The sequence below is a fragment of the Thermopetrobacter sp. TC1 genome (assembly GCF_000746275.1).
Taxonomy (GTDB): domain Bacteria; phylum Pseudomonadota; class Alphaproteobacteria; order Rhizobiales; family Aestuariivirgaceae; genus Thermopetrobacter.
Map to the genome: position 1 here is coordinate 621,871 of NZ_KN050828.1, position 22,736 is coordinate 644,606.

Here is a 22,736-nt window from a genome sequence, read left to right on the forward strand (position 1 = left end):
GGGCGATTTTTCGAGGGGCGAGTTCTGAATGTCGATTGCGGAAGATGTCAGGCGGCTGCAATCCGTGCCCCTGTTTCAGGGGGTGGACGAAACGCCGCTGCAGGCGCTTGTTTTCTCCGCCCAGCGCGTACAGCTGCCAGCCGGCGAAACGCTGTTTCGGGCCGGCGAGGCCGACGATGTCGCCTGGCTCATTCGCTCCGGTTCCGTGCGCGTGACGGCCGCCTCAGCGTCACGTAAGGAAGAAACGCCCGAAAAGGTCCAAAGCGAAAGGGAGGAGGTTCATCACTTCGGCCCCGGCGCCTTTCTTGGCGAGATGGCCATGATCGCGCGCCTGCCGCATTATTTCACCGCTGTGGCCGAAACCGGCATCACCGCCCTGAAGATCGACAACACCCTGTTCATGCGCGCCTGTCAGGAGTTTCCGGAATTCGGCAAACAGGTGCTTGCCAACGCGCTTTCACGCCTTGAAACCGCCATGCACGATCTTGAACGTGTCCGCGATCTTTTTGAAAACGCCCAGTCCTTCACCACCCGCTGAAACCCGTCAATACGGGGCTGAAAGCACTTGGGCCACTTTTGGCCGCATTCATGCGCCAAGTGCCAACGTTGTTCATTTCCGGCTGGCGTGCTAACCCGGCCTCGCTGGCCGGATACCTTGACGGAAAGGCTTAAGGCTTCGGAGACTCGCATGCGCCGCCTTATTTCAGCCCTGTTCCTCGCAGTGATGGCCATTGCCATGGCCAGTGGCAGGCCTTTGCAGGCCCAGCCGGCGCTGGTGTTCGACATGGATACAGGCCGCGTCTTGCTCGCCGAGGAACCGGGCCGCCGCTGGTATCCGGCCTCTTTGACCAAGCTGATGACGGCCTATCTCGTCTTCGACGCCGTCGAGAAGGGCAGGCTGCGGCTGGATACGGAAGTGACCATTTCCCGCAAGGCCGCCAATGGCGGTGGCCGGGGCGCTGCGCGCTACGGTGCCAAGCCCGGTGAAAAAATGACGGTGCATGCCATGCTCGCCTTTCTGCTGGTGCGGTCTGATGCCGACATGGCCGTCGGCCTTGCCGAAGCGGTTGCCGGCTCAGAGGAGGCCTTTGTCGCCCGCATGAACGAGACGGCCCGGCGCCTCGGCATGAGCGCCACCCGCTTTGCCAATGCCCATGGCATGCACAACCCGCAGCAATACACCACGGCGCGGGATATGGGCCTGCTCGCCATGGCCATCTACCATCACTTCCTGAAGAAGCATCCTGACTGGTGGCGCTATTTCTCCGCGCCCTATGTCACCAAGAAGGGCCACAAACGGCGCAACCGCAACAAGCTTCTCTTCATGATGCCGGAAGCCAACGGCATGAAGACCGGCTTTCTCTGCACCTCCGGCTTCAACCTGCTCGCCACGGCCCGACGCAACGGCCGTCAGATCGCCGCCGTCGTCTTCGGCCGCAAGACGGGTTACACCCGTGCTCTTGTCGCCAAGGTGCTGCTGAAGGAAGGATTTCTGCGCCTTGCCGATTCCCGCTGGCAGAAAGGGCCGTTTATCGCCGCTTTGCGTAACGAGACGGGAAGCGAGCCAGTAAACCTGCGCAAGAGCATCTGTGCCCGCCGTCAGATCCGTTATGCCCTGCCGCGAAATGCAGGCGGCTGGGCCGTGGCCCTCGGCCAGTTCAAGAATGCCGTCAACGCCGAAGAGATCATAGATGCCGAACGCATGGCCAACGGCCTTGCCTGGCGTGATCTCGGGGAGTTCTATGGCGTGGCCCGCCTCTCGCCGCCGCCACATTTCACCGGACTGGTATGGCGTTTGACCGAATCGGTGGCCCTTTCCCTTTGTGCGCGCGCCCGCCTGCACGAGGTGGACTGCACCGTCTATCCGCCGGAGAGTTTCCGGCAGATGGCTACGGCCATCATCGGCGACAGCGAGAGACGCCTGCGGCGACAGGCGGCCAGGGCGCGCAAGGTCAGAAAAATCAACGTCAAATCCAGAAAACTGCGCAAACGCCAGCACCTGCGCAAGAAACGGCCCCGCCTCAAAGTTACGCCCGCGCATGGAGGATGAAGACATGCCCGGTGCGGACAGCGCCCTGCCGCCGGATCATCGTGCCGGTGCCTCAATCCCGGATGATCCGCTGCCCTTCTCCGTCATCACCGGCTTTCTGGGGGCAGGCAAGACCACCCTGCTCAACCGCCTGCTCTCTGCACCGGAGATGCAGGGCACCCTCGTCATCGTCAACGAATTCGGCGAAGCTTCCCTCGATCATCTCCTGATCGAGACCACGCCGGGGGAAGTGATCGAGCTGGCTTCGGGCTGCATGTGCTGCACCTTGCGCGGCGATCTCGTCGAAACGCTCATCGACGTTCTGCACAAGGCGGTCAGCGGCGCCCTGCCAAGGCTCAATCGCATCATCGTGGAAACGTCAGGCCTGGCCGATCCCGCACCCATTCTGCACACGATCATGGCTCACCCCTGGCTTCTGCAGCGCCTGCGCCTGGAAGCGGTCATTGCCCTGTTCGATGCCCTCACTGGCGAGATCAGTCTTCGCGATCATGTGGAAGTCCGCAGACAGCTCGCCATCGCCGATCGCATCGTCGTCTCCAAGATCGACCTTCTTCCCCCTGGGCAGAAAGAGGCACATCTTTCTCATCTGGGCACGCTCCTGAAGGGTGCCGCGCCGCATGCGCGCATCATTTTTCCGGAGCCTGATGCGCTCTCATTCGAGGCCCTTTTTGACGCCGCTCTTTTTGATGCCAAAACGGGCACGGTGCGCCTTCACTCATGGCTGCCGCAACCATCAAAAACCGAACAAACCGCCGCGCACACCCACGACCATACCCATGCCCATACTTTCGTTCTTGACCATGATGCGCCCATGAGCCTCGTGGACGTGGACATTCTCGTCGATCTCTTCCGGGCCAATTTCGGCCCTGATCTTCTGCGGCTGAAAGGCATCATCCATGTGCGTGAGGATCCGGAGCATCCGCTCGTCATTCACGGCGTGCAGCACATCTTTCATCCGCCCGCGCGCCTGCCTGCCTGGCCGGGCAATAACCGCTACACCCGCATCGTCGGCATTTCCCTGAAGCCAATAGAAGACGCCGCCCGCAAACTTTTCACTGCCCTTACCGATCCCTTGCGCGGCGGCGGCAAGGCAATGACGGATCAAACCCTCAGCACCCTGCCGGATGGTGATTGATGGAATGTGCGCCGAGGAAGGAAAGCGTTTCATTGCGTGCCGGAAACCGGCAGAGTCCATCGGGATAAGCAGCGCAATGGTCAAGATTTACACGAAGGCAGAAGGATGCGCGATTTCAGAAATCGGTGACATCCGCAACCGATGAGCCGGCTTCCGGCACGGGGACGCGCAGGGCGTTTTTCACCTTGTTCATGGCCTTTTGCAGGCGTTTGTCACGCCCGTAGATGTCTGCGTAATAGCGGATGCGGCCCTGATTGTCCGGCCAGGCGGTGAAATAGGCCAGGTGAACGGGAATTTTTTGCTTCAGGCGCATTTTCTGGTTTTTGCCCGATGCAATACGGGCCTTGATTTCCTCAGGAGTCAGACCGGTGACCTGCTGCGCCAGGCCAAGCGGATCCTGCACACGCACGCAGCCATGGGAGAAAGCGCGGCGTTTGCGCTGAAACAGCGAGCGCGCTGGTGTGTCGTGCATGTAGATGGAGTGGCTGTTGGGGAAAAGGAATTTCAGATGGCCCAGGGCGTTTTTCTTGCCCGGCGGCTGGCGGACATCAAAAGGTACCTTGGACATGCCCGCATACTGGGACCAGTCAACCGAAGCGGAAGAAATGCGCCGGCCGGTGCGATCGTAGATTTCATAGCCCTCGCGATCGAGCCAGGAGGGATCGCGCAGCAGCTTGGGCATGAATTCCTTGGTGATGATTGATTGCGGCACGCCCCAATAGGGATTGAAGACGACAAGCTCCATCTCGTCGGAAAAGAAAGCGGTCTGGTTGGTGGGCTTGCCGATGATGATGCGGCTTTTCCAGACCGTGCGGTTGTCCTTGACGAGATAGACCTCAAAAGCCGGCTGATTGGCGAGGAAATGCACACGGCCAAAATCGCGCGGCATCCAGCGCAGGCGCTCCATATTCAGGCGCAGTTTGGCAGCGCGCGCGGCATGCGTGTCCCGGCCGCGAGCGTTAAGACGGGCAATGGTGCGCCGGCCGATGATGCCGTCGGGTTTCAACCCGGCCTTTTTCTGAAAGGCCTTGATGGCGGCGACCAGGGCAGGATCATAAAGGGTGGAATCGGCAAGGATGTCGGTTCCGGCCGGAGCGATGCCCGTTGCGGCCTCGTTTGTGCCCGAAGCATCGTCAACCTCGTCAGCATGGGTGGATGCTGGCGTGATGACCGGGGTTTCGGCCTGTGCCTTCTTCAGAAAGCCGGCGCGCTCAAGATAGCGGCGGATGAGGGGAATGCGCTCATCCTCCTCCCCGGGGCGGATGACGCCACCGGTGGCAATGGGCGGCAATGGCGGCAGCTTCGGCCCGGAAGAGAGGCGTTTCAGTTCCCGTTTGAGCGCGGCATAGGCCGGGTGTATGGGCAGCAGGCGTTTCAGCCATGCGGCCGGGTTCGCGGAAGAAGCCAGCTTTTCCAAGGCCGTTTTGGTCGAGACCCTGGGTGGCTTTAAGTCGTGATAGGCACTGAGCTTGTTGGGATCGACCATGCCGCCGGAGGCATGCCGGGCATAGCGCAAGGCCATGGCGGTGAGCTGCACCTCGAACCGGGAAAGCCGGTCCTTTTCGCCCTGAAGGGCCTGCACGTTTCCATCCACTTCCCAGACGGCGGGGAGGCGATAGATTTCCTCAGGCAACCCTTCCTCCGGCGCCCTGGCCAGAAGAGCGACCACATCAAATGCCCGTTCGCGCACGCCGCTGGTGCTGACCCAGATTGGTTCGAAGTTGCGCGCCTTGTAGAAGGCGACGATGGCCTTGCGATGCTCGGGCAGGACGGACAGCCCGGCCTTGCCACTGCGCAGAACATCAAGAATGCGCGTGGCCATCTCACTGGCGGGATTGCCGCTTAAGCCCGGCGCTGCGAGGGAGACCGTTTTCGGTGCGGGATAGGTGTAGATCTTCGGTTTTTCCGGCGGCAGGGAGATGATGCGCTGCGGGGCGCGATTTCCGCCGCTATAATAGACTTCGCCATTGGGGCCAAGAATGCGGACCCCCTGATTGCGGCGCGCCGGAGGCGGCGCGAAAATGCCGAAGAAATCGAAGTTGCGGCGAAGTGTGCGCGGGCGGTTGGGCTGGTTCTTCTGCGTGGTACTGCGGGGTTTGAAATTCGTTTTCTTGGCAGGACCAAAATTGGTCTGCGCCCCATAGGCCGCCTCGTGCACGCCCGCCAGACCCGGCAGGGCAAAAAACGCTGCAGTCAGAAAGACCGGAACCAGCCGCTTCATGATGTTCTCATCACCTGTTCTGGCACGCCCTTTGACCCCCGAACATGAAACGCAAGATACGGAAACGGACTTTCCTTTCAGGCCTTCTGGGCGTGGCCGTCCCTGGCGTTCATGCGGGGCGGTGGCATGCCGGCCCCCGTTTTGCGAAAGCGGAAAGCTGGAAAGGTTTCCGCTCCCATACACCTTGGCGAAGGTATCCTTGCCGAAATGTTGACGCAAGAAGGGGTTTGGCGAGATCGCGCAAATTTTTGGCAATTGTGATGCAATCGCAACGTTTCAAGGCGAAACATCCGCACCTTTTTCGTGAATTCTTAAGGGTTTTGGATAGGATGCCCATCGAGCGCGGCGTGAAGCATGAGCTCTTCAAGCGCAGCCGGAGGAATCGCAGGAGAGACAGCGCACGCAGCCCTCGGCGTGCTGGATGGTGGGCATGCCACAACGCGGGCAGACTTCTCCCTGAGCCTTTTCGCCTTGTGCCTCTTTCGTGGAGGATGAAGCTTCTTTTTTGGCTTCGTGCATGCTCAAGGAGGGTTTGTTCTGTCCGGGGAAGACCAGAACCGAGCCGGTGACGGGGTTGGGGCGATAGGTGGTGCAGCCTTTCAGGCCCAGTTTCCAGGCTTGCATGTACACGTCGCGAAATTCCTTAAAGGGGATGTCTTCCGGCAGATTCACCGTTTTGGAAATAGCTGAATCGACATGACGCTGCACCGCTGCCTGCATGCGCAGGTGATCATGCCAGGTCAGATCCTGCACGGTCACGAAGCTTTCAGGCAAAGGCGCATCCTCGCCTTTCAGCTGGCGCCAGAGGGCCACGGCCCAGTCGGTGACCGTCTCGGTGCGCACCGATCCGTCGGGCTGGCGGATGCGGCGCTCATAATCATAGGCGAAAATGGGTTCGATGCCGCTTGAGACATTGCCGGCAAGCAGCGAAATGGTGCCGGTGGGGGCGATGGAGGTGAGCAGGGCGTGGCGAATCCCGTGTTCGCGGATGTGGGTGCGGATGTCGGCATCCAGCTCGGAAACATGGCCGGAGCAGAGATAGGCATCGGCATCGAAAACGGGAAAGGCGCCCTTCTCCTTCGCAAGCTCAATGCTGGCCAGATAGGCGGTCCGTTCGATCAGGGCCATCCAGGTTTCGGCCATGCGGGCGGCTTCATCGCTACCATAACGCAGGCCGATCATGGCGAGGGCGTCGGCAAGCCCGGTCAGCCCCAGGCCGATGCGGCGCTTGGCCATGGCCTCGGCGCGCTGTTGCGGCAGCGGGTAGTAGGACAGTTCGATGGTGGCATCGAGCAGGCGCACGGCGATGCGCACCGTTTCTTTCAGGGCCTCTTCGTCCAGCCGGGCCTGGGGGGTGAAGGGCTCGCGGATGAATTTCACCAGGTTGACCGAACCAAGAAGGCAGGCGCCATAGGGCGGCAGGGGCTGTTCGCCACAAGGGTTTGTGGCACGGATCTCCTCGAGATAAGCGAGATTGTTCTTCTCGTTGATGCGGTCGATGAAGATCACGCCGGGCTCGGCATGATCATAGGTGGAGCGCATCAGGAGATCCCAGAGATCGCGAGCGCGCACGGTGCGCCAGACCGTATCGCCGAAGCGCAGGGGCCAGTCCTCGTCGTTTTCAATGGCCCGCATGAACGCATCGGTGACGAGGACGGAGAGATTGAAGTTGGTCAGGCGGCCGGGCTCGGCCTTGGCGGTGATGAAGGCCTCGATGTCCGGATGATCGCAGGCGAGCGTGCCCATCATGGCGCCGCGACGATGACCGGCGGACATGATGGTGTGGCACATGGCGTCCCACACCTCCATGAAACTGACAGGCCCGGAAGCCTCCGCCCCGATGCTTTTCACGCGGGCACCCCGCGGGCGGATGGGCGAGAAATCAACACCGATGCCCCCGCCGGCCTGAAGCGTGAGCGCCGATTCCTTGAGCACATCGAAAATTCCGGCGATGGAATCGTCGATGGTGCCCATCACGAAGCAATTGAAAAGGGTGACCTGCCTGTGGGTGGCGGCGCCGGCGAGGATGCGGCCGCCGGGCAGGAAGCGGAAGTCTGAGAGAATGCGGCAATATTGCGCTTCCCAGGCCTCCTGATTGCGCGGCTCGAGAGAAGCGGCCGCGCGCGCCACCCGCCGCCAGGTATCCCGCACGTCGCGATCGGAGGCGGCCGGGTTTTCCGGATGCACGTAGCGATACTTGATCTGCCAGATCTCGCGAGAGATCGGCGGCATGTCAGGCAGCGGCACATCCGTGCAGGTGAGCGATTGCGCTTTCATATCATCATTTTCGCATGCCTTGCCGGTTCTGTGAATGGCGCAGGTCTCATAACGCGTCGTTCTCTGCATCCGTGCTCACGGCCAGGGGATGCGCCTGGGCGTATTGTTCCAGAAGGCCACGGGTATCAACGTGGGTGTAGATCTGGGTGGTGGAGAGGCTGGCGTGGCCAAGCAGCTCCTGAATGGTGCGCAAATCGGCGCCGGAGGCGAGCAGATGGGTGGCGAAGGAATGGCGCAGGGCATGGGGCGTGGCGGTTTCCGGCAGGGCGAGCGCACCGCGCAGCCTTTGCATCAGTTTCTGGATCAGGCGCGGAGAGAGCACGCCGCCCTTGATACCGCGGAAGACCGGCTCGTGTTCAGGCACGTCATAAGGCAGGCGCGCAAGATAATCGGCGATAGCGCGCCGCACCGGCGCGATCACGGGAACGAGGTGCTCCTTGCCGCCCTTGCCGATGATGCGCACCATGTCTTCCCGGTTCGCGGCCAGGGCCTCGGCCTGCGCGCGCGTGATGGAAAGGGCTTCGGAAATGCGCAGGCCACAGCCCCACATCAGCAGAAGCAGCGCGGTATCACGCGCCGTTACCCAGGCGGGGCGGTGTTCCTCGGTTTGCAGGGCGGTCTCGATCAGCCGGCGCACGTCGCGCTCCGGCATGGCATGAGGCAGGACGGGATCGCGCCTGGGCCCACGGATGACGGACAGGGCAGGCACGGCGATGTCGCGTTCCCGTTCCAGCCAGCGCATGAAACTGCGCAGGGCCGAAAGCCGGCGGGCGAGCGTGCGCGGCGAATCTCCCTCTTTCCGGCGGCGGGCGAGATAGCCGCGCAGATCGGCGGGGGTGAGGGCCTGCAGCGCGTCCAAGTCCGCCGGGTGGCCGAAATGATCCATCAGGAACATGCCGAAGGTGGCGAAATCCCGGGCATAGGCCTCAAGCGTGCGTGGGCTGGCATGACGGGCGCGGGCGAGATGGTCGAGGAAGGCGGAGAGGGCTTCGGCGACGTCGGATGCGAAACCGAAGCGCGTAAGAGCGGGTGTCACCGCCTCTTCAGCGGTGGCCTTCGGGCGGGATTGTGAGGCCTTGCGGGTCATGGGCTGGACAATGCCTTAAACAGGTCGCAATCTCGCGAGCATGAACGAGGATTCGCCGCGGCATATCGTTGATGTGCTTCTGCCGCTGAAGATCGATCATCCCTACAGTTACCTGGCCGAGGGTGAAGATTCCCTGAAAGCGGGGGACTGGGTGCGGGTGCCGCTGGGCGCGCGCATCGAGACCGGTGTGGTGTGGCGCACACGATTTGCCGTTCCTGAGCGGCCGCTGAAATCCATAAGCGAGCGATTGGACATGCCGCCCATGGGCGCGGTGCAGCGCCGGTTCGTGGAGTGGGTGGCCGATTACTATCTGGTGGAACGCGGTCTGGTGTTGCGGCTGTGCATGGGTGCGCGCGATGCGCTTCTTGGCCGGAGGGAGCGACTGACCTGGCGGCTGGCGGAGGATGTGCCGGAAGGGATGCGCATCACGCCGCAGCGGGCGCGGGTTTTAAGGCTGGTGGCGGATTCACCACCGCTGACGGCGGCGGAAATCGCACGTCTGGCCGGGGTTTCGCCGGGAGTTGTGCGCGGTCTGATCGATGCGGGCGTTCTTCTGCCCCTGCCGCTGCCGAAGGATGCGCCCTTTGAAGAGCCGGAAGCGGCGCGGCCTTCCGGGCTTGCTTTGAATGCGGAGCAGGAGGCGGCGGCCAGCGTGCTCAGGGCGCGGGTGGCGGAAGGCGGCTTTTCCGTAACCCTGCTTGATGGCGTCACCGGTTCGGGCAAGACGGAGGTCTATTTCGAGGCCATGGCCGCCGCGCTTGCGAAGGGCAAACAGGTGTTGCTCCTGCTGCCGGAAATCGCCTTGACCGGCACCTTTCTGAAACGGGTGGCACAGCGATTTTCCGCCGAGCCGGCGGAATGGCATTCCGACATGACGCCGGCGGCGCGATCACGGGTGTTCCGGGCGGTGGCGGAGGGCAGGGCCCGCATCGTGGTGGCGGCGCGTTCGGGCCTGTTTCTGCCCTGGCGCAATCTGGGCCTGATCGTTGTCGATGAGGAACACGAGACGGCCTACAAGCAGGATTCGGGCGTGCCCTATCATGGTCGGGACATGGCGGTGGTGCTGGGGGCGCTGGGTGAATTCCCGGTGATTCTGTCCTCGGCGACGCCCTCATTGGAAAGCCTCGTCAATGTGGACAGGGGGCGTTATGGCCACGTGACCCTGAAAAAACGCCATGGCGGGGCGTACCTGCCGGAGATGCAGCTCGTCGATTTGCGCGAGACACCGCCAGAGTCGGGGCGCTGGCTGGCGCCGCCGCTGGTGGAGGCGGTGAGCGAGACGCTCGATCGCAGCGAACAGGCATTGCTGTTTCTCAACCGGCGCGGCTATGCGCCGCTGACCTTGTGCCGGGCCTGCGGCCATCGCCTGCAATGCCCGCATTGCACGGCGTGGCTTGTGCATCATCGCTTCCGCAACGTGCTTTTATGCCATCACTGCGGACATGAAAGCCCGATGCCCGAAGCGTGCCCCGCCTGTGGCGTTGCCGGCAAACTGGCGCCGGTGGGCCCGGGCGTGGAACGTCTGGCGGAGGAGGCGGCGGAACGCTGGCCGGGCAGGCGTATTGCGGTTCTGTCCTCCGATCTTTTGCGCGGCGCGCGGCTGAAACGCATGATCCAGGCCATTGCCCGGGGGGAATATGACATCATCGTCGGCACTCAGCTTGTGGCCAAGGGGCATCATTTTCCGCGACTGACGCTGGCGGGCATTGTCGATGCCGATCTGGCGCTGGAAACGGTGGATCCGCGTGCGGGCGAACGCACCTGGCAGCTTCTGGCACAGGTGGCGGGACGGGCCGGGCGTGCGGAACGGCCGGGACGGGCGCTGGTGCAGACATGGATGGCCGACAATCCTCTGATGCAGGCCCTGGTGAAAGGGGACAGGGATGGCTTCATCGCGCTGGAAAAGCGCATGCGCGAACAGGCGGGCATGCCGCCTTACGGGCAGCTTGCCGCCCTGATTCTCTCTTCGCGCAATGAAGAGGCGCTGCATGCCTTATGTCATGATCTCGCCAGACGCATTCCGCGGGCGGCAGAGGTTCTGGTTCTGGGGCCGGCGCCGGCGCCAATCGCCATGGTGCGTGGCCGGCACCGTCAGCGCTTTCTGGTGAAGGCTTCGCGCAAGGTGCATCTGCAAGCCTTTCTTAGGGCGTGGCTGAAGGATGTGCGCGTTCCCGGATCGATAAAACTGGAGGTAGACATCGATCCCTACCATTTCCTGTGAAGCGGCTATAATGCCGGCGACGAATCACCCGATCGTCAATCCGCCATCCGGGGGCAGGGACGAACCATGGACGAGCTTCGCAAGCCACTGAAGCCGCAAGGGCGGCTGAAACGCTGGCTGTCAAAACGGCCGACACCGGCGCAGGCGGCCTGGGTCGCCGCGGTGGGGCTGGTGTGCGGTTTCGTGGCGTGGGGGTGGTTGATGCCGCCTGCGGATGAGAGCCTGACCCTGGCGCGGGCGAAGGTCGAACGGGTCGATCCCCTGCAAACGGGCAGCACCGATCAGGCCGATCCCGGCGCGGTGACCACGCGCACACGTGTGCGCAAGGATGGCGCGCGCATCATCACCATCGAGCGCTCAGGCAACGGGAGTGGCTCGGAATTCGAATTGGTTCCGGATGATCCCGGCGTGGGTATCGATGCGGAAAGCCTGCCCTCCAGACCGGATGAACGGGCGGCTGGCGGTGAAGGGCGGCGCAAGGTGGCGGCACTGGGCGGTGTGCGGCATGGGCGGGTCTCCCTGCCGCCGGCACCACAGCGGGAGCTCATTGAGCGCACGGCGTTTGGCCTGCTGCCGCGCATACACAAGGGACGCAAGCCCTGGCGGGCCTATGCGCGGCCGGTGCCGGCTTCGGTGTTGCATTCGAAAAAGCCCAAGATTGCGCTTGTCATTGGCGGGCTGGGCCTCAATCCGAAACGGACGGATGAGGCCATCCGCGTTTTGCCGGAGGAGGTGACCCTGGCCTTCGCGTCGCTGGCGTCCGCCCTGCAGAGGGACATCAACCGCGCGCGGCGGGCCGGGCATGAGGTGATGCTGCAGGTGCCGATGGAGCCCTGGGGATATCCGGCAGTGAATCCGGGGCCGCAGACACTACTGGTCTCGGCGAGCGTGGCCGATACCCTGGGCAAGCTCAAGCGACTCATGGGAAAGGCGGGCGGTTACATCGGCGTGGTCAATTATACGGGGCAAAAGTTTCTGGCCTCGGAGAGCGCGTTGCAGCCGGTCTTGCGGGAGCTGAAGCGGCGCGGGCTTGTTTTTCTCGATGACGGCATCACGGAGCGCTCGAAAAGTCTCGATCTGGCGCGGCGCCTGGGTGTTCCGGCATTAAGGGCGGATCTGCGCATTGATATGGAGCGCTCCGAAGGCGCCATTCGTGCGGCGCTGGCGCAGCTGGAGGCACTGGCGCAGATGCGCGGACATGCCATCGGCATCGGTTCGGCCTTCAAGGAAACCCTGGAAGCGGTGGATATCTGGAATGATCAGCGGATCGCAAAGGGCGAGATCCTTCTTGTGCCGCTTTCTGCCCTCTATCGGCTGAAGGGGCGGTGAGTGCCCCTCCTTCAAGGTGCCTGCCTTGAAAATCATGGAACTGGCTGAGCAAAACCGCTTCATTTGCGGGCGGGCATTCGCTAGACGACGGGGCAGAACCTTTTTTCCGGAACCATCAAGAACGGATCGGGGATCGCTCATGAGCGGAAGGGACCTGCCCTATCGTCCTTGCGTAGGCGTGGCACTGTTCAATCCGGAAGGGCTCGTCTGGATCGGGCGGCGGGCCGATAAACCCAATGACGAGGGCAAGGGACTGTGGTGGCAGATGCCGCAGGGCGGTATCGATGAGGGCGAGGATCCGCGGACGGCCGCTCTCAGGGAGCTGGCGGAGGAAACCGGCGTGAAAAGCGCCCGCATCATTGCGGAGGCGCCGGACTGGTATACCTACGACCTGCCCGAGCATCTGATCGGCAAGGCCTGGGGCGGGCGCTATCGCGGGCAGAAGCAGAAATGGTACGCCGCTCTTCTTGATGGGCCGGAGGAGGAGATCGACATTTCCGGACACGGGCATCCGCCGGAATTCGACGCCTGGCGCTGGGCGCCTCTGCAAGAGCTGCCGGAGCTCATCGTGCCTTTCAAGCGCGGGGTGTATGAACAGGTGGTGGAGGCCTTCCGGGATGTGCCGGAGCGCATCCGTGCCGGAGAATTCAAATCCTGAAGGTTGCCCGTGAATCACGTGGCCAGACGTCTCATCCGCCCAATCCCAGCCACCAGGCGGCAAGGCCGAGGAAGGCGAAGAAACCCACGACATCGGTTACGGTGGTGACGAAGATCGATGAGGCCACCGCCGGGTCGATGCCCAGCCGGTCCAGCACGATGGGGATGAGAATGCCGGCCAGGGCGGCCGAGATCATGTTCACCACCATGGCGGCGGCGATGATAAGGCCAAGGTCGTCCATGCCGAACCACCACCAGGCAAAAACGCCCATGATGATGGCGAACAGAAGGCCGTTGAGCAGACCGACGGCGAGTTCGCGGCCGATGACGCGCCACATGTTGGCGCGGCCCAGTTCCCGCGTGGCCAGGGCGCGCACGGCGACGGTCATGGTCTGCGTGCCGGCGTTGCCGCCCATGGAGGCGACGATGGGCATGAGCACGGCCAGCGCCACCATCTGCTGAATGGTGGCGTCAAACCAGGAAATTACCCAGGAAGCCAGAACCGCCGTGCCCAGGTTGACCAGCAGCCATACGAAACGCGAGCGTGTGGTTTCCCAGACGGAGCTGGTGATTTCCTCATCGCGCACACCGGCGAGGGAGAGCATGTCTTCCTCGGCCTCTTCCTCGATGACGTCCACGATGTCGTCGATGTAGAGCGAGCCGACCAGACGTCCGGATTCATCGACGACGGGCGCGGAAACGAGATTGTAGTGCTCGAACTGGCGGGCGACGTCCTCGATGTCGTCGGTGACGCGGAAAATGGCGTCCGGCTCCTCCATGATCTTGGTGATGGGCGTTTCGCGCGGCGTGCGCAAAAGGCGCGCGGTGGTCACCGTGCCGAGGACGTGAAACCGCGGGTCAACAACGTAGATCTCGAAGAATTCGTCGGGCAGGTCCTCTTCCGTGCGCAGATAGTCGATCACTTCGCCCACCGTCCAGTGCTCGGGGACGGCGACGAAGTCGGTCTGCATGTAGCGCCCGGCGGTGTCCTCGCCGTATTCGAGGGCGCGCTCGACAACGACCCGCTCCGGCTTTGGCACGCGGGAAAGGATCTCGCGTTTTTCCTTCTCGTCGAGATCGGCGAGCAGCCAGGCGGCATCATCCGTATCCAGCTTGCGTACGGCACGGGCGATGACGCGAATGGGCAGCGCCTCAACGAGCTCATCGCGCACGCCTTCCTCCAGCTCGGTCAGCGCCTCGACGTTGAAGGCGCGGTCGAGCATGTCGATGAGGCGAATGCGCTGCTTGGGCGGCAGAAGCTCAATGACGTCGGCAAGATCGGCTTCGTGCAGATCGTGAACCAGGCGCTTCAGCTCATGGATGTCGCCAATATCGATGGCATGTTCCACCGCCTCGAGGAACTCCGCGGAAATCGCGCCGTCCTCGTCGCGCACGGGTGGAATATGCAGTGTCTCGCTGCCGGTCATGAAGCGCCGCCCTGAATGTCGGTTCGAATCGTATCGGTTGCAGGGTGTTCAAGGTGATCGGCGACGATTCGCCATCGCCAGTGTGGTCGCCTCCGGGGGCTGCAGGCAAGCCCGGAATGGTGGCGGAAGGGACGGAAGCGACAAAAAAGGACAGCGATGACGCGCTGTCCCGGCCTGGCTTCCGTCTCGGTGATGTCGAAATGGTCCTTCAGGACCCGGACGATCAGGCAACCGTCATGCAATCACGAAAGGAACTGCCGTGAAAAGTGCCTAATGAATGGTGCGGCCGAGAAGACTCGAACTTCCACGGGTTTTACCCCACAGCGACCTCAACGCTGCGCGTCTACCAATTCCGCCACGGCCGCACTTTTGCCGCCGATTGATGTAGGCGGCGCGCTGGTGTTTATCAAGATTGGCATCGAAAATCAAGACAGGCCCGGTGTTACAAGAAACCGGGCGGGAAGCGCCGTCATGCATGATACGCCTGAGAAACGACGGGATTTTCTCACCAGGGCCCTGACACGACTGCGTCGTGAAGAGCCCGTGATTCTGCATCATCTGCCCAGCCTTTCAGACTATGAGCGAACGCTTGCGGCCATGCGCAAGACCGTTGCGGCGATCCGGGCGGGTGAGGCGCCGGAGCAGGTGTGGTTTCTGGAACATCCGCCGCTGTATACCGCCGGCACCAGCGCGCGCAAGGAAGACCTTCTTGATCCGGGGCGATTCCCCGTTTACCGCACGGGGCGCGGCGGGCAGTACACCTATCATGGTCCCGGACAGCGGGTGGCCTACGTCATGCTGGACTTGAACCGCCGCGGGCGGGATGTGCGGCTGTTCATCGCCGGGCTTGAGCAATGGATCATCGATACCCTGGCGCACTTGGGCGTTCACGGAGAACGGCGGGAGGATCGCGTTGGTGTCTGGGTGAGACGAGAGGCGGGCGATGACGCGTGCGAGGAAAAGATTGCGGCCATCGGTGTTCGGGTCTCACACTGGGTGAGCTGGCATGGCGTGGCGCTGAACGTGGCGCCGGATCTTTCCCACTTTAAGGGGATCGTGCCCTGTGGCATCCGCGATCATGGCGTGACCTCCTTGAAGGCACTGGGCCTTGATGTTTCGATGGCCGCGGTGGATGCGGCGCTCATACAGGCGTTTTCGGCCTTGTTCGGGCCTCTTGTGTCCGGTGCGGGAGCGTTGCCGGATGTGCGTGTGGACGGGGTGTGACGCGGCTTGTACCCTCCGTTTGGGGGCATGAGAGGATTTTTTGAACAACTTTCGGCTTTTCAGGCGCACGCTTGCCTGCTATCACCCGCAACCGGGCGGTTTAAGCATCTTCCGGTCATTTTCTAGCCATCTGGAGGCGGGAGCGGATGAGCACCTTGAAGCTGGCCGTGGCAGGAGCAGCAGGGCGCATGGGACGCGCCATCACCCGCGTCGTGCTGGAAACCGAGGGCGTGGAGCTGGCCGGCGGACTGGAGGCCAAGGGTTCGCCGGCGGTGGGGCGTGACATGGGTGAGCTGGCCGGTGTCGGGCCGGTGGGCGTTTCTGTGAGTGATGATCCGCTTGCGCTGCTTTCCCGCGTGGATGGCGTCATTGATTTCACCACGCCGGAGACCACCGTCTATCTGGCCGAGCTGGCCGCGCAGGCTCGCATCATCGATGTCATCGGCACCACGGGCCTTTCCGCCGATCAGGAAAAGGCCATCGAGGCGGCAGCACGGCATGCGCGCATTGTCAAGGCCGGCAACATGAGCCTGGGTGTTAATCTGCTGGTGGCGCTGACGCGCAAGGTGGCGGCCACCTTGGGGGTGGAATTCGATATCGAAATCGTGGAGATGCATCATCGCCACAAAGTGGATGCTCCTTCGGGAACAGCGCTCATGCTGGGCCGGGCGGCGGCGGAGGGCCGGGGAATTCCGCTGGACGACAATGCCATCTACTGCCGCGAAGGCCACACCGGGCCGCGGCCGGAAGGGGCGATCGGCTTTGCCACGTTGCGCGGCGGTTCAGTGGTGGGCGAGCACACGGTGATCTTCGCCGGGCCTGATGAGACAATCCGCCTGGAACACAGGGCGCAGTCCCGCGAGATCTTCGCCCGCGGGGCAGTGCGTGCGGCCCTGTGGGCGGCAGAGAAGGCACCGGGGCTCTATTCCATGGCCGATGTGCTGGGCCTCAACGATCTGTAGGGGGGAAGTAGGGGACGATGTCACGGACCTTGGTGCTCGTCCGTCACGGACAGAGCGAATGGAACAAGAAGAACCTCTTCACGGGCTGGGCCGATGTGGACCTGACCGAGGAGGGCATCGCCGAGGCACACAAGGCGGCGCGCCTGCTCAAAGAGAAGGGCATGCATTTTGATGAGGCCTTCACCTCTGATCTCAAGCGCGCTCAGCACACGCTCGACATCATTCTTGAAGACCTCGGACAGACGGACATTCCCGTAACCCGCGACAAGGCGATCAACGAGCGGGACTATGGCGATCTCGTCGGCATGAACAAGGATGAGGCGCGCCGCAAATGGGGCAACGAGCAGGTGCACATCTGGCGGCGCTCCTATGACGTGCGCCCGCCCGGGGGTGAGAGCCTGAAGGATACTGCAGAACGGGCCCTGCCCTATTTCCGCGAACACATCCTGCCCAAGGTTCTGGCGGGTGAGGATGTTCTGGTCTCGGCGCATGGCAATTCCCTGCGCGCCATCATCATGTGGCTGGAGAAGCTGACACCGGAACAGGTGCTGAAGCTTGAACTGGCAACGGGTGTGCCCATCGTCTATCACTTCGATGAGAATGGCCGCATCGTGAAGAAGGAAATTCTCGGTGCGGAGGATCACGGAGAGGGCTGGACCACCTCCATCCCCGACGGCAAGGGCAGCGCCGGGGCCTGAGCTTTTCTCCCCCGCCCAAAAAGGGCGTTCAGAATCAATTTGTCTTCAGGGCTGGGCCGTGGCCGCTTGCCTTGTGCAAGCGGCGGGTTTTTTGCGCCTTCACATGAGGCGGAAGGGAATGAACAGGGCGAGCTGCGGCCAGAACCAGAGCAGCGCGGCCGTGCCGAGCAGAATGAGAATGAAGGGCCAGACGCCGCGCACCACCTCCCACAGCGATGAGCGGGCAACCGCCTGAATGACGAAGAGATTGAGCCCCACCGGCGGGGGGATGAGGGCGGGTTCGATCATGACCACGAAGAAGATGCCGAACCAGATGGGGTCGATCATCATGTGCTCCAGCGAGGGATAGAGCACCGGGGCCATGATCAGCAGCATGGAGAGGGATTCGAGAACGAAGCCCATGACAAGGAGCACCAGGCCGACCATGAGCACGAACAGGGCCGGCTCGGATATGTGACCGGCGATCCAGAGCGAGATTTCCTGCGGCAGGCGGTAGAGGGTGATGGCCTTGCCGAAAAGCTTGGCGCCGGCAACGATGAGGAAGATGGTGACGGTGGTTTTCATGGAGGCTTCCACCGCCTCGCGCAGTTTCTCCCATGTCATGCGGCGCATGGCGAAAACGATGATCAGGGAGACGAAAAAGCCGATGCCGGCGCTTTCCGAGGGTGTGAACCAGCCGGCGTAGATGCCGCCAATGACGATGGCGGCAAGCAACACCGTGGGCAGGGCTTTCAATGTCGCTGTCTTGCGCTCCTGCCAGGTCGCCCTGGGCACGGGGCGGTAGGTGGGCGAGAAGCGCGCGTGAATCATGGCATAAACAATGAAGAGCGCCGCCAGGAACAGGCCGGGGCCAATACCGGCGAGGAAGAGCTGCACGATGCTTTCCTCGGTGATCACGCCATAGAGAATCATCGGGATTGACGGCGGAATGAGAATGCCCAGCGTGCCGCCCGCCGCCAGCAGCCCGAGAACGAAGGAGCGCTCATAACCGCGTTTGGTCATCTCCTGAATGGCCACGGTGCCGATGGTGGCGGCGGTGGCCACGGAAGAGCCGGAAATGGCGGCAAAAATGGCGCAGGAGATGATGGTGGCCACCCCCAGCCCGCCAGGCCAGTGCCCCACCCAGCTCTGCACGGCGGAAAAGAGATCGGAGCCGATGCCGCCACGCAGCAGAATGTTGCTCATCAGCAGAAACAGCGGCACCGCAAGCAGGATGAAGCTGTCCATGGAGGAAAACAGCGCCTGCGGCACCATGACGGGCGAAAAGCCGCCGAAAATGAGCAGGACGAGGCCAAGCCCGCCCAGCGTGAAGGCCACGGGCACGCGCAAGATAAGCAGCACGAACAGGGCGAGAAGGATGAGCAGGGTGGTCATGGGCGGCCCTATCCTGAACGTGCACCGTCTTGCTGCGGGCTGGCGCCCGGCAGCCAGAGTTTCACAAGCTCCGTGACGGCCTGCAGGAAGAGCAGGCCGAAACCGATGGGAATGGCGCTTTCCGTCATCCACTTGGGCACGGCGAGCATGGTGGAGGTGTGGCGTCCGAGCTGGATGGATTCGATGACGATGGCGGTGCCGTACCAGACGCTGACGGCGGAGAAGACGGCGACGATGACAAAGGTGAGGCTTTCCAGCAGGCGGCGGCGGGTCGGGCGGCCTTCAACGGGAATGATCTCCACCAGAATGAGCTCGCGGCGCTTGAGAACATGAGCGGCGGCGAGATAGACGGCCCAGACCTGGGTGAAACGGGCCACTTCATCCACCCAGATAGTGGGGCTGTTGAAGACCTTGCGGGTGATCACCTCCCAGGTGACCATCAGGCCGATGGCAAAGAACATCCACGCCGCCAGACGCGCAGCAAGGGCGCTGATGCGATCTATCCGGGACAGCATCCTCATGCCGGATTTCCTTTCATGAACGCCGCCAGGAGAGTGCGCGGGGCGCCGATGAGACTTTCGCCTTCCCCGGCGCCCCGCAGCAGGATCATTCACACAGAGAACGCGATCACGCCGGAAGCGCCGATCACAGCTTGCCTGCCATGTCCACGAGCTTGCGGCCCAGCTCGCCGGCGTTCTTGATGTAGGCATCGACAACCGGGCGGGTGGCCTTGCGCCACTTGTCACGCTCTTCCTCGGTTAAGTCGATGACCTTGATCTTCGGGCGGATGTCTTCCAGCGCCTGGTTCTCGATGGCGTTCATCTTGTCGCGCAGCTCCTTTTCCACCCGGCGCGCCGCGGTCATGATGATCTTGCGGTGTTCAGGCTTGAGCCCCTGCCAGACCTTCTCGTTGATGATGACGATGAACTCGATGTCGGCATGGCGGGGGAGGGGGAGATAGTCCATCACCTCATAGAGCTTGCGTGATTTCACCGCCGTGATGCCGGTCATGCCGGCGTCCACCGCACCGCGCTGATAGGCGAGAAACTGCTTAGAGCCGCTCATGAGCACGGGCGAGCCGCCAAGAACCTTGACCGTCTCGCCGATGGTCTTGCCAAAGACGCGGACCTTTAAGCCCTTCATGTCCTCGGGCAGGCGGATGGGCTTCTTCTTGGACAGCACGATGGCCTGACCGAAAGCCTGCCACCACAGAACACGCGCGCCCGTGTTCAGAATGGCCTCATCCAGCGCCTTGCGGATGGGAGACTCGGGCGCTGTGGCCTTTTTCACCTTCTCCTGGCTGTCGAACATGAAGGGGACATAGAAGATGTCCACGGCCGGGATGGTGCCGGCGAAACGCGTGAGTGAGGCGATGCCCATCTCGATGGCGCCGGAGGAGACCGCCTGCGGCACCTCCTTGTCCTTGTAGAGCTGGGCGGAGGGGTAGATCTCGATCTTGATCTCGCCGTTGGTCTTGGCCTCCACCTCCTTCTTGAAATCGAGCATGTTCTGCCCGAGGTGGTGCTTGATGGGCAGCTGCAGGGTCACGCGCAGAACCGTCTCGGCCTGCGCCATCACCGCCTGACCGGCAATGGCAGCGGCGGCCAGCAATCCCAGCATGGTGCGTCTGATCATGAGTTTCTCCTCCCCGGACCTGACCCGTCCGTTGTGCGTCTTCCCTCATGTGCCCCCTTGCGGGATTAAAGGACGGATACGGGGCAAAGGTCAACCATCCTTGCCACTTTCGGCGCAGATGGCCCGGATCCATGGAAGGATGGACTCCATCCATCGGGGCGGAAAAGACCATGGCCGGGGATGAAAAGGTCTTCGCTTCTTTGTGTCAGAGAAGGCGGGGCTCGGTTTCCTCGGTGATCTCACGGGCCATGGCGGGGGTTACGTCGGCGATGCGCAGCATGTTGGTGGCGCCGGGGGTGCCCAGGGGCACGCCGCAGGTGATGAGGACGCGATCACCAATCTGGGCGAATTCCTCGCGGTAGGCAATGCTGCAGGCGCGATCCACCATGTCATCGAGATCGCGGGGGTCATCGGTGAGCACGCAATGCAGCCCCCAGGCAATGGAGAGGCGACGGGCCGTTTCCACCCGGGGAGACAAGGCAATGATGGGCACGGCCGGCCGCTCGCGAGAAATGCGCAAGCCCGTGGAGCCGGAAGAGGTGTAGCTGACGATGCAGGCCACGCGCAGGGTTTCGGCGATGGTGCGGGCGGCGGCGGAGATGGCATCGGCGGTGGTGGGCTCAGGACGGGTCTCCAGCTGGCCGGAGATGATGGTGCGATAATTGGGATCGCTTTCCACGTTCTGGGCGATGCGATCCATGGTGAGCACCGCCTCCTCCGGCCATTTGCCGGCGGCGGATTCGGCACTGAGCATCACGGCATCGGCGCCTTCGAAGACGGCGGTGGCCACGTCCGAGACCTCCGCCCGGGTGGGCGAGGGATTTTCGATCATCGATTCGAGCATCTGGGTGGCGATGACCACGGGCTTGCCGGCCTTGCGGGCGGCGCGGGTGATGCGCTTCTGCCAGCCGGGGACGGATTCCAGCGGCAGCTCCACGCCGAGATCGCCACGGGCGACCATGAGAGCATCGGAGAGTTCGATGATCTCGCGCAGGCAGCGCAAGGCGGAAGGCTTTTCGATCTTGGCCAGAACACCGGCGCGGCCGCGGATGCGCTTGCGGGCGGCGGCAACATCATCCGGCCGCTGCACGAAGGACAGGGCGATCCAGTCCACCCCCAGCTCACAGGCGGCATCAAGATCGGCCTTGTCCTTCTCGGTCATGGCCGAGAGAGGCACCACGGTATCGGGCAGGTTCACACCCTTGCGGGAGGAAAGCTCGCCGCCGTAGATGACGCGGGTGACGATGCGGCCGGGCTCGACGCTTTTCACGGCGAGACGGATGAGCCCGTCATTGAGCAGGAGCTGATCGCCGGGACGCACGGCGGTGAAGATTTCCGGATGCGGCAGATAGACGCGATGTTCATCGCCAGGCGTGGGATCGTCATCGAGGACGAATTCCTGTTCGGGTTTCAGGAGCACAGGCTCGTTGGCGAATTCCCCGATGCGCAGCTTGGGGCCCTGCAGATCCACGAGGATGCCAATGGGGCGATTGTAACGGGCCTCGATGCGGCGGATGATGGCATGATATTCCCGCAGCATCTCGTGGGTGGAGTGGCTCATGTTGATGCGAAAGGCATCCGCTCCGGCCAGAAAGAGCGTTTCCACCATGGCCTCGGTGCTGGACGACGGCCCCAGTGTGGCCAGGATCTTGACATTGCGTTCCCGTCTCACGGCTCCCCTCTTACAGTCCCCGATGTTTTCTTCCTTCCCCGTCTTGGTGTGCGCGTTGCGCTCATGGTTCCGGATCCGCTCATAAAAGGTCCGGCCCGATCATCATGAACGCGCATGATGCGCAAGGCTTCGTCTGGGCATTGCCCCTCACGCCGAATAGGCCTGCATGCCTGCCCTGCCATCCCGATCACGGGATGATCACCATTAGCCGGTGCCCGGATCCGTCCCCTTAAGGGCTCATTTCTTGCGCGGGCGGGTCTTGCCCGGACTGGCGGAGGTGTTGCTGCCGGGTGATGCCGTGCCCGGCTCGTCGGACAGGGTGACGGTCCAGTCCGTCTCCTCGCCCGTATCCACCTCGAAAAAGCCGGTGGTTCTGAAACCGCGTGCCTCGCAATGCTTGCGGCCGCGGATGGTGAAAATCTTGTCGCGGGTGCAGAGCGTGGCCTTGCCGCCCCAGGTGCCGCCCTTATCGTAATCCACGGCGAAAATGTAATAGTAACGGGCGATCAGGGGGCCCTCCAGCAAGGTCTTGCATTCCCGCGGCGGAATGTTCCACCAGCCTTCCGAGGCCCAGCCCTTGGAATCCTTGTAGCCGAGCGCCACGCCAACGGTGCTGTTCGTCTTGTTACAGAGCTTGAGATCCGCACGGGCCGATGCGGAAAGGCCCATTGCAATGCCCAGAAATACGCAGGCAAAGAGGGAAACGTTGCGCAAAGCCTTCATGCCTTTTGCGGGCGCTGCTGCGGGATGGGACATGTTCATTTTCG

18 protein-coding genes, 1 tRNA gene and 1 pseudogene are annotated in these 22,736 nt (G+C 62.8%); 10 read left to right on the top strand and 10 right to left on the bottom strand.

The window, feature by feature from the left end:
• The first annotated feature begins 28 nt into the window (after positions 1 to 28).
• From EK16_RS06500 to EK16_RS06510, 3 genes are all read left to right on the top strand, one after another.
• Entirely contained in the window at positions 29 to 538 is a 510-nt protein-coding gene (locus EK16_RS06500) for a cyclic nucleotide-binding domain-containing protein (RefSeq protein WP_038035414.1), read from the top strand.
• Between the two features lie 150 nt (positions 539 to 688).
• The gene (locus EK16_RS11500) at positions 689 to 2,050 is read left to right on the top strand and encodes a D-alanyl-D-alanine carboxypeptidase family protein (RefSeq protein WP_051929019.1); all 1,362 of its coding nucleotides are present in this window, start codon (positions 689 to 691) and stop codon (positions 2,048 to 2,050) included.
• Positions 2,051 to 2,054: 4 nt separating this feature from the next.
• Positions 2,055 to 3,185: a CobW family GTP-binding protein gene (locus tag EK16_RS06510; protein ID WP_197059633.1), complete on the top strand. Its 1,131-nt coding sequence runs from the start codon at positions 2,055 to 2,057 to the stop codon at positions 3,183 to 3,185.
• Between the two features lie 115 nt (positions 3,186 to 3,300).
• Here the strand turns inward: EK16_RS06510 and EK16_RS06515 are convergent, their stop codons facing one another.
• The 3 genes and pseudogenes from EK16_RS06515 to EK16_RS06525 form a co-directional block, all read right to left on the bottom strand.
• The gene (locus EK16_RS06515) at positions 3,301 to 5,406 is read right to left on the bottom strand and encodes a L,D-transpeptidase family protein (RefSeq protein ID WP_051929021.1); all 2,106 of its coding nucleotides are present in this window, start codon (positions 5,404 to 5,406) and stop codon (positions 3,301 to 3,303) included.
• 468 nt (positions 5,407 to 5,874) lie between these two features.
• Positions 5,875 to 7,638, bottom strand: a pseudogene (locus tag EK16_RS06520) (adenosylcobalamin-dependent ribonucleoside-diphosphate reductase); the annotation flags it as partial.
• Positions 7,639 to 7,729: 91 nt separating this feature from the next.
• Complete coding sequence (locus tag EK16_RS06525) at positions 7,730 to 8,770, bottom strand: tyrosine recombinase XerC (RefSeq protein ID WP_081910326.1); 1,041 nt, start codon at positions 8,768 to 8,770, stop codon at positions 7,730 to 7,732.
• A 40-nt stretch (positions 8,771 to 8,810) separates the two neighbouring features.
• On the opposite strand from EK16_RS06525, the gene EK16_RS06530 reads away from it, so the two are divergent.
• The 3 genes from EK16_RS06530 to EK16_RS06540 all read left to right on the top strand — a co-directional run bounded on the left by EK16_RS06530 (position 8,811) and on the right by EK16_RS06540 (position 12,978).
• Positions 8,811 to 10,991, top strand: coding sequence for a primosomal protein N' (locus EK16_RS06530; protein ID WP_038035415.1), 2,181 nt, complete (start codon positions 8,811 to 8,813; stop codon positions 10,989 to 10,991).
• Positions 10,992 to 11,057: 66 nt separating this feature from the next.
• Positions 11,058 to 12,320, top strand: a complete 1,263-nt coding sequence (locus EK16_RS11505) for a divergent polysaccharide deacetylase family protein (protein WP_051929023.1) — start codon at positions 11,058 to 11,060, stop codon at positions 12,318 to 12,320.
• Between the two features lie 139 nt (positions 12,321 to 12,459).
• Entirely contained in the window at positions 12,460 to 12,978 is a 519-nt protein-coding gene (locus EK16_RS06540) for an RNA pyrophosphohydrolase (protein WP_038035416.1), read from the top strand.
• Positions 12,979 to 13,009: 31 nt separating this feature from the next.
• Here EK16_RS06540 and mgtE read toward each other — a convergent pair whose 3' ends face one another.
• A complete protein-coding gene (mgtE, locus tag EK16_RS06545) occupies positions 13,010 to 14,404 on the bottom strand; it encodes a magnesium transporter (protein WP_038035417.1) in 1,395 nt (464 codons plus the stop codon).
• Between the two features lie 53 nt (positions 14,405 to 14,457).
• Between mgtE and EK16_RS06550 the strand changes: the two genes are divergently transcribed.
• Positions 14,458 to 14,667, top strand: a complete 210-nt coding sequence (locus EK16_RS06550) for a hypothetical protein (protein ID WP_156098509.1) — start codon at positions 14,458 to 14,460, stop codon at positions 14,665 to 14,667.
• Between the two features lie 15 nt (positions 14,668 to 14,682).
• Here the strand turns inward: EK16_RS06550 and EK16_RS06555 are convergent.
• Positions 14,683 to 14,769: transfer RNA gene (locus EK16_RS06555), tRNA-Leu, on the bottom strand.
• Positions 14,770 to 14,875: 106 nt separating this feature from the next.
• Between EK16_RS06555 and lipB the strand changes: the two genes are divergently transcribed.
• The 3 genes from lipB to EK16_RS06570 all read left to right on the top strand — a co-directional run bounded on the left by lipB (position 14,876) and on the right by EK16_RS06570 (position 17,288).
• On the top strand, positions 14,876 to 15,628 hold the full coding sequence (lipB, locus tag EK16_RS06560) for a lipoyl(octanoyl) transferase LipB (protein WP_081910414.1): 753 nt from the start codon (positions 14,876 to 14,878) through the stop codon (positions 15,626 to 15,628).
• Positions 15,629 to 15,783: 155 nt separating this feature from the next.
• Positions 15,784 to 16,590 carry a 4-hydroxy-tetrahydrodipicolinate reductase gene (gene dapB, locus EK16_RS06565; protein WP_038036169.1) on the top strand — a complete coding sequence of 269 codons (807 nt, stop codon included), beginning with the start codon at positions 15,784 to 15,786 and terminating at the stop codon, positions 16,588 to 16,590.
• Between the two features lie 17 nt (positions 16,591 to 16,607).
• Positions 16,608 to 17,288: a 2,3-bisphosphoglycerate-dependent phosphoglycerate mutase gene (locus EK16_RS06570; RefSeq protein WP_051929024.1), complete on the top strand. Its 681-nt coding sequence runs from the start codon at positions 16,608 to 16,610 to the stop codon at positions 17,286 to 17,288.
• 99 nt (positions 17,289 to 17,387) lie between these two features.
• On the opposite strand, the gene EK16_RS06575 is transcribed toward EK16_RS06570, so the two are convergent.
• The 5 genes from EK16_RS06575 to EK16_RS06595 all read right to left on the bottom strand — a co-directional run bounded on the left by EK16_RS06575 (position 17,388) and on the right by EK16_RS06595 (position 22,725).
• Entirely contained in the window at positions 17,388 to 18,662 is a 1,275-nt protein-coding gene (locus tag EK16_RS06575; protein WP_038035419.1) for a TRAP transporter large permease, read from the bottom strand.
• Positions 18,663 to 18,670: 8 nt separating this feature from the next.
• Complete coding sequence (locus tag EK16_RS06580) at positions 18,671 to 19,183, bottom strand: TRAP transporter small permease (RefSeq protein ID WP_197059634.1); 513 nt, start codon at positions 19,181 to 19,183, stop codon at positions 18,671 to 18,673.
• Positions 19,184 to 19,307: 124 nt separating this feature from the next.
• Positions 19,308 to 20,297: a TRAP transporter substrate-binding protein gene (gene dctP / locus EK16_RS06585; protein ID WP_038035420.1), complete on the bottom strand. Its 990-nt coding sequence runs from the start codon at positions 20,295 to 20,297 to the stop codon at positions 19,308 to 19,310.
• Between the two features lie 205 nt (positions 20,298 to 20,502).
• Positions 20,503 to 21,969: a pyruvate kinase gene (pyk, locus tag EK16_RS06590; RefSeq protein WP_038035421.1), complete on the bottom strand. Its 1,467-nt coding sequence runs from the start codon at positions 21,967 to 21,969 to the stop codon at positions 20,503 to 20,505.
• Positions 21,970 to 22,206: 237 nt separating this feature from the next.
• The gene (locus tag EK16_RS06595) at positions 22,207 to 22,725 is read right to left on the bottom strand and encodes a DUF1036 domain-containing protein (protein WP_081910415.1); all 519 of its coding nucleotides are present in this window, start codon (positions 22,723 to 22,725) and stop codon (positions 22,207 to 22,209) included.
• Between the last annotated feature and the right edge of the window lie 11 nt (positions 22,726 to 22,736).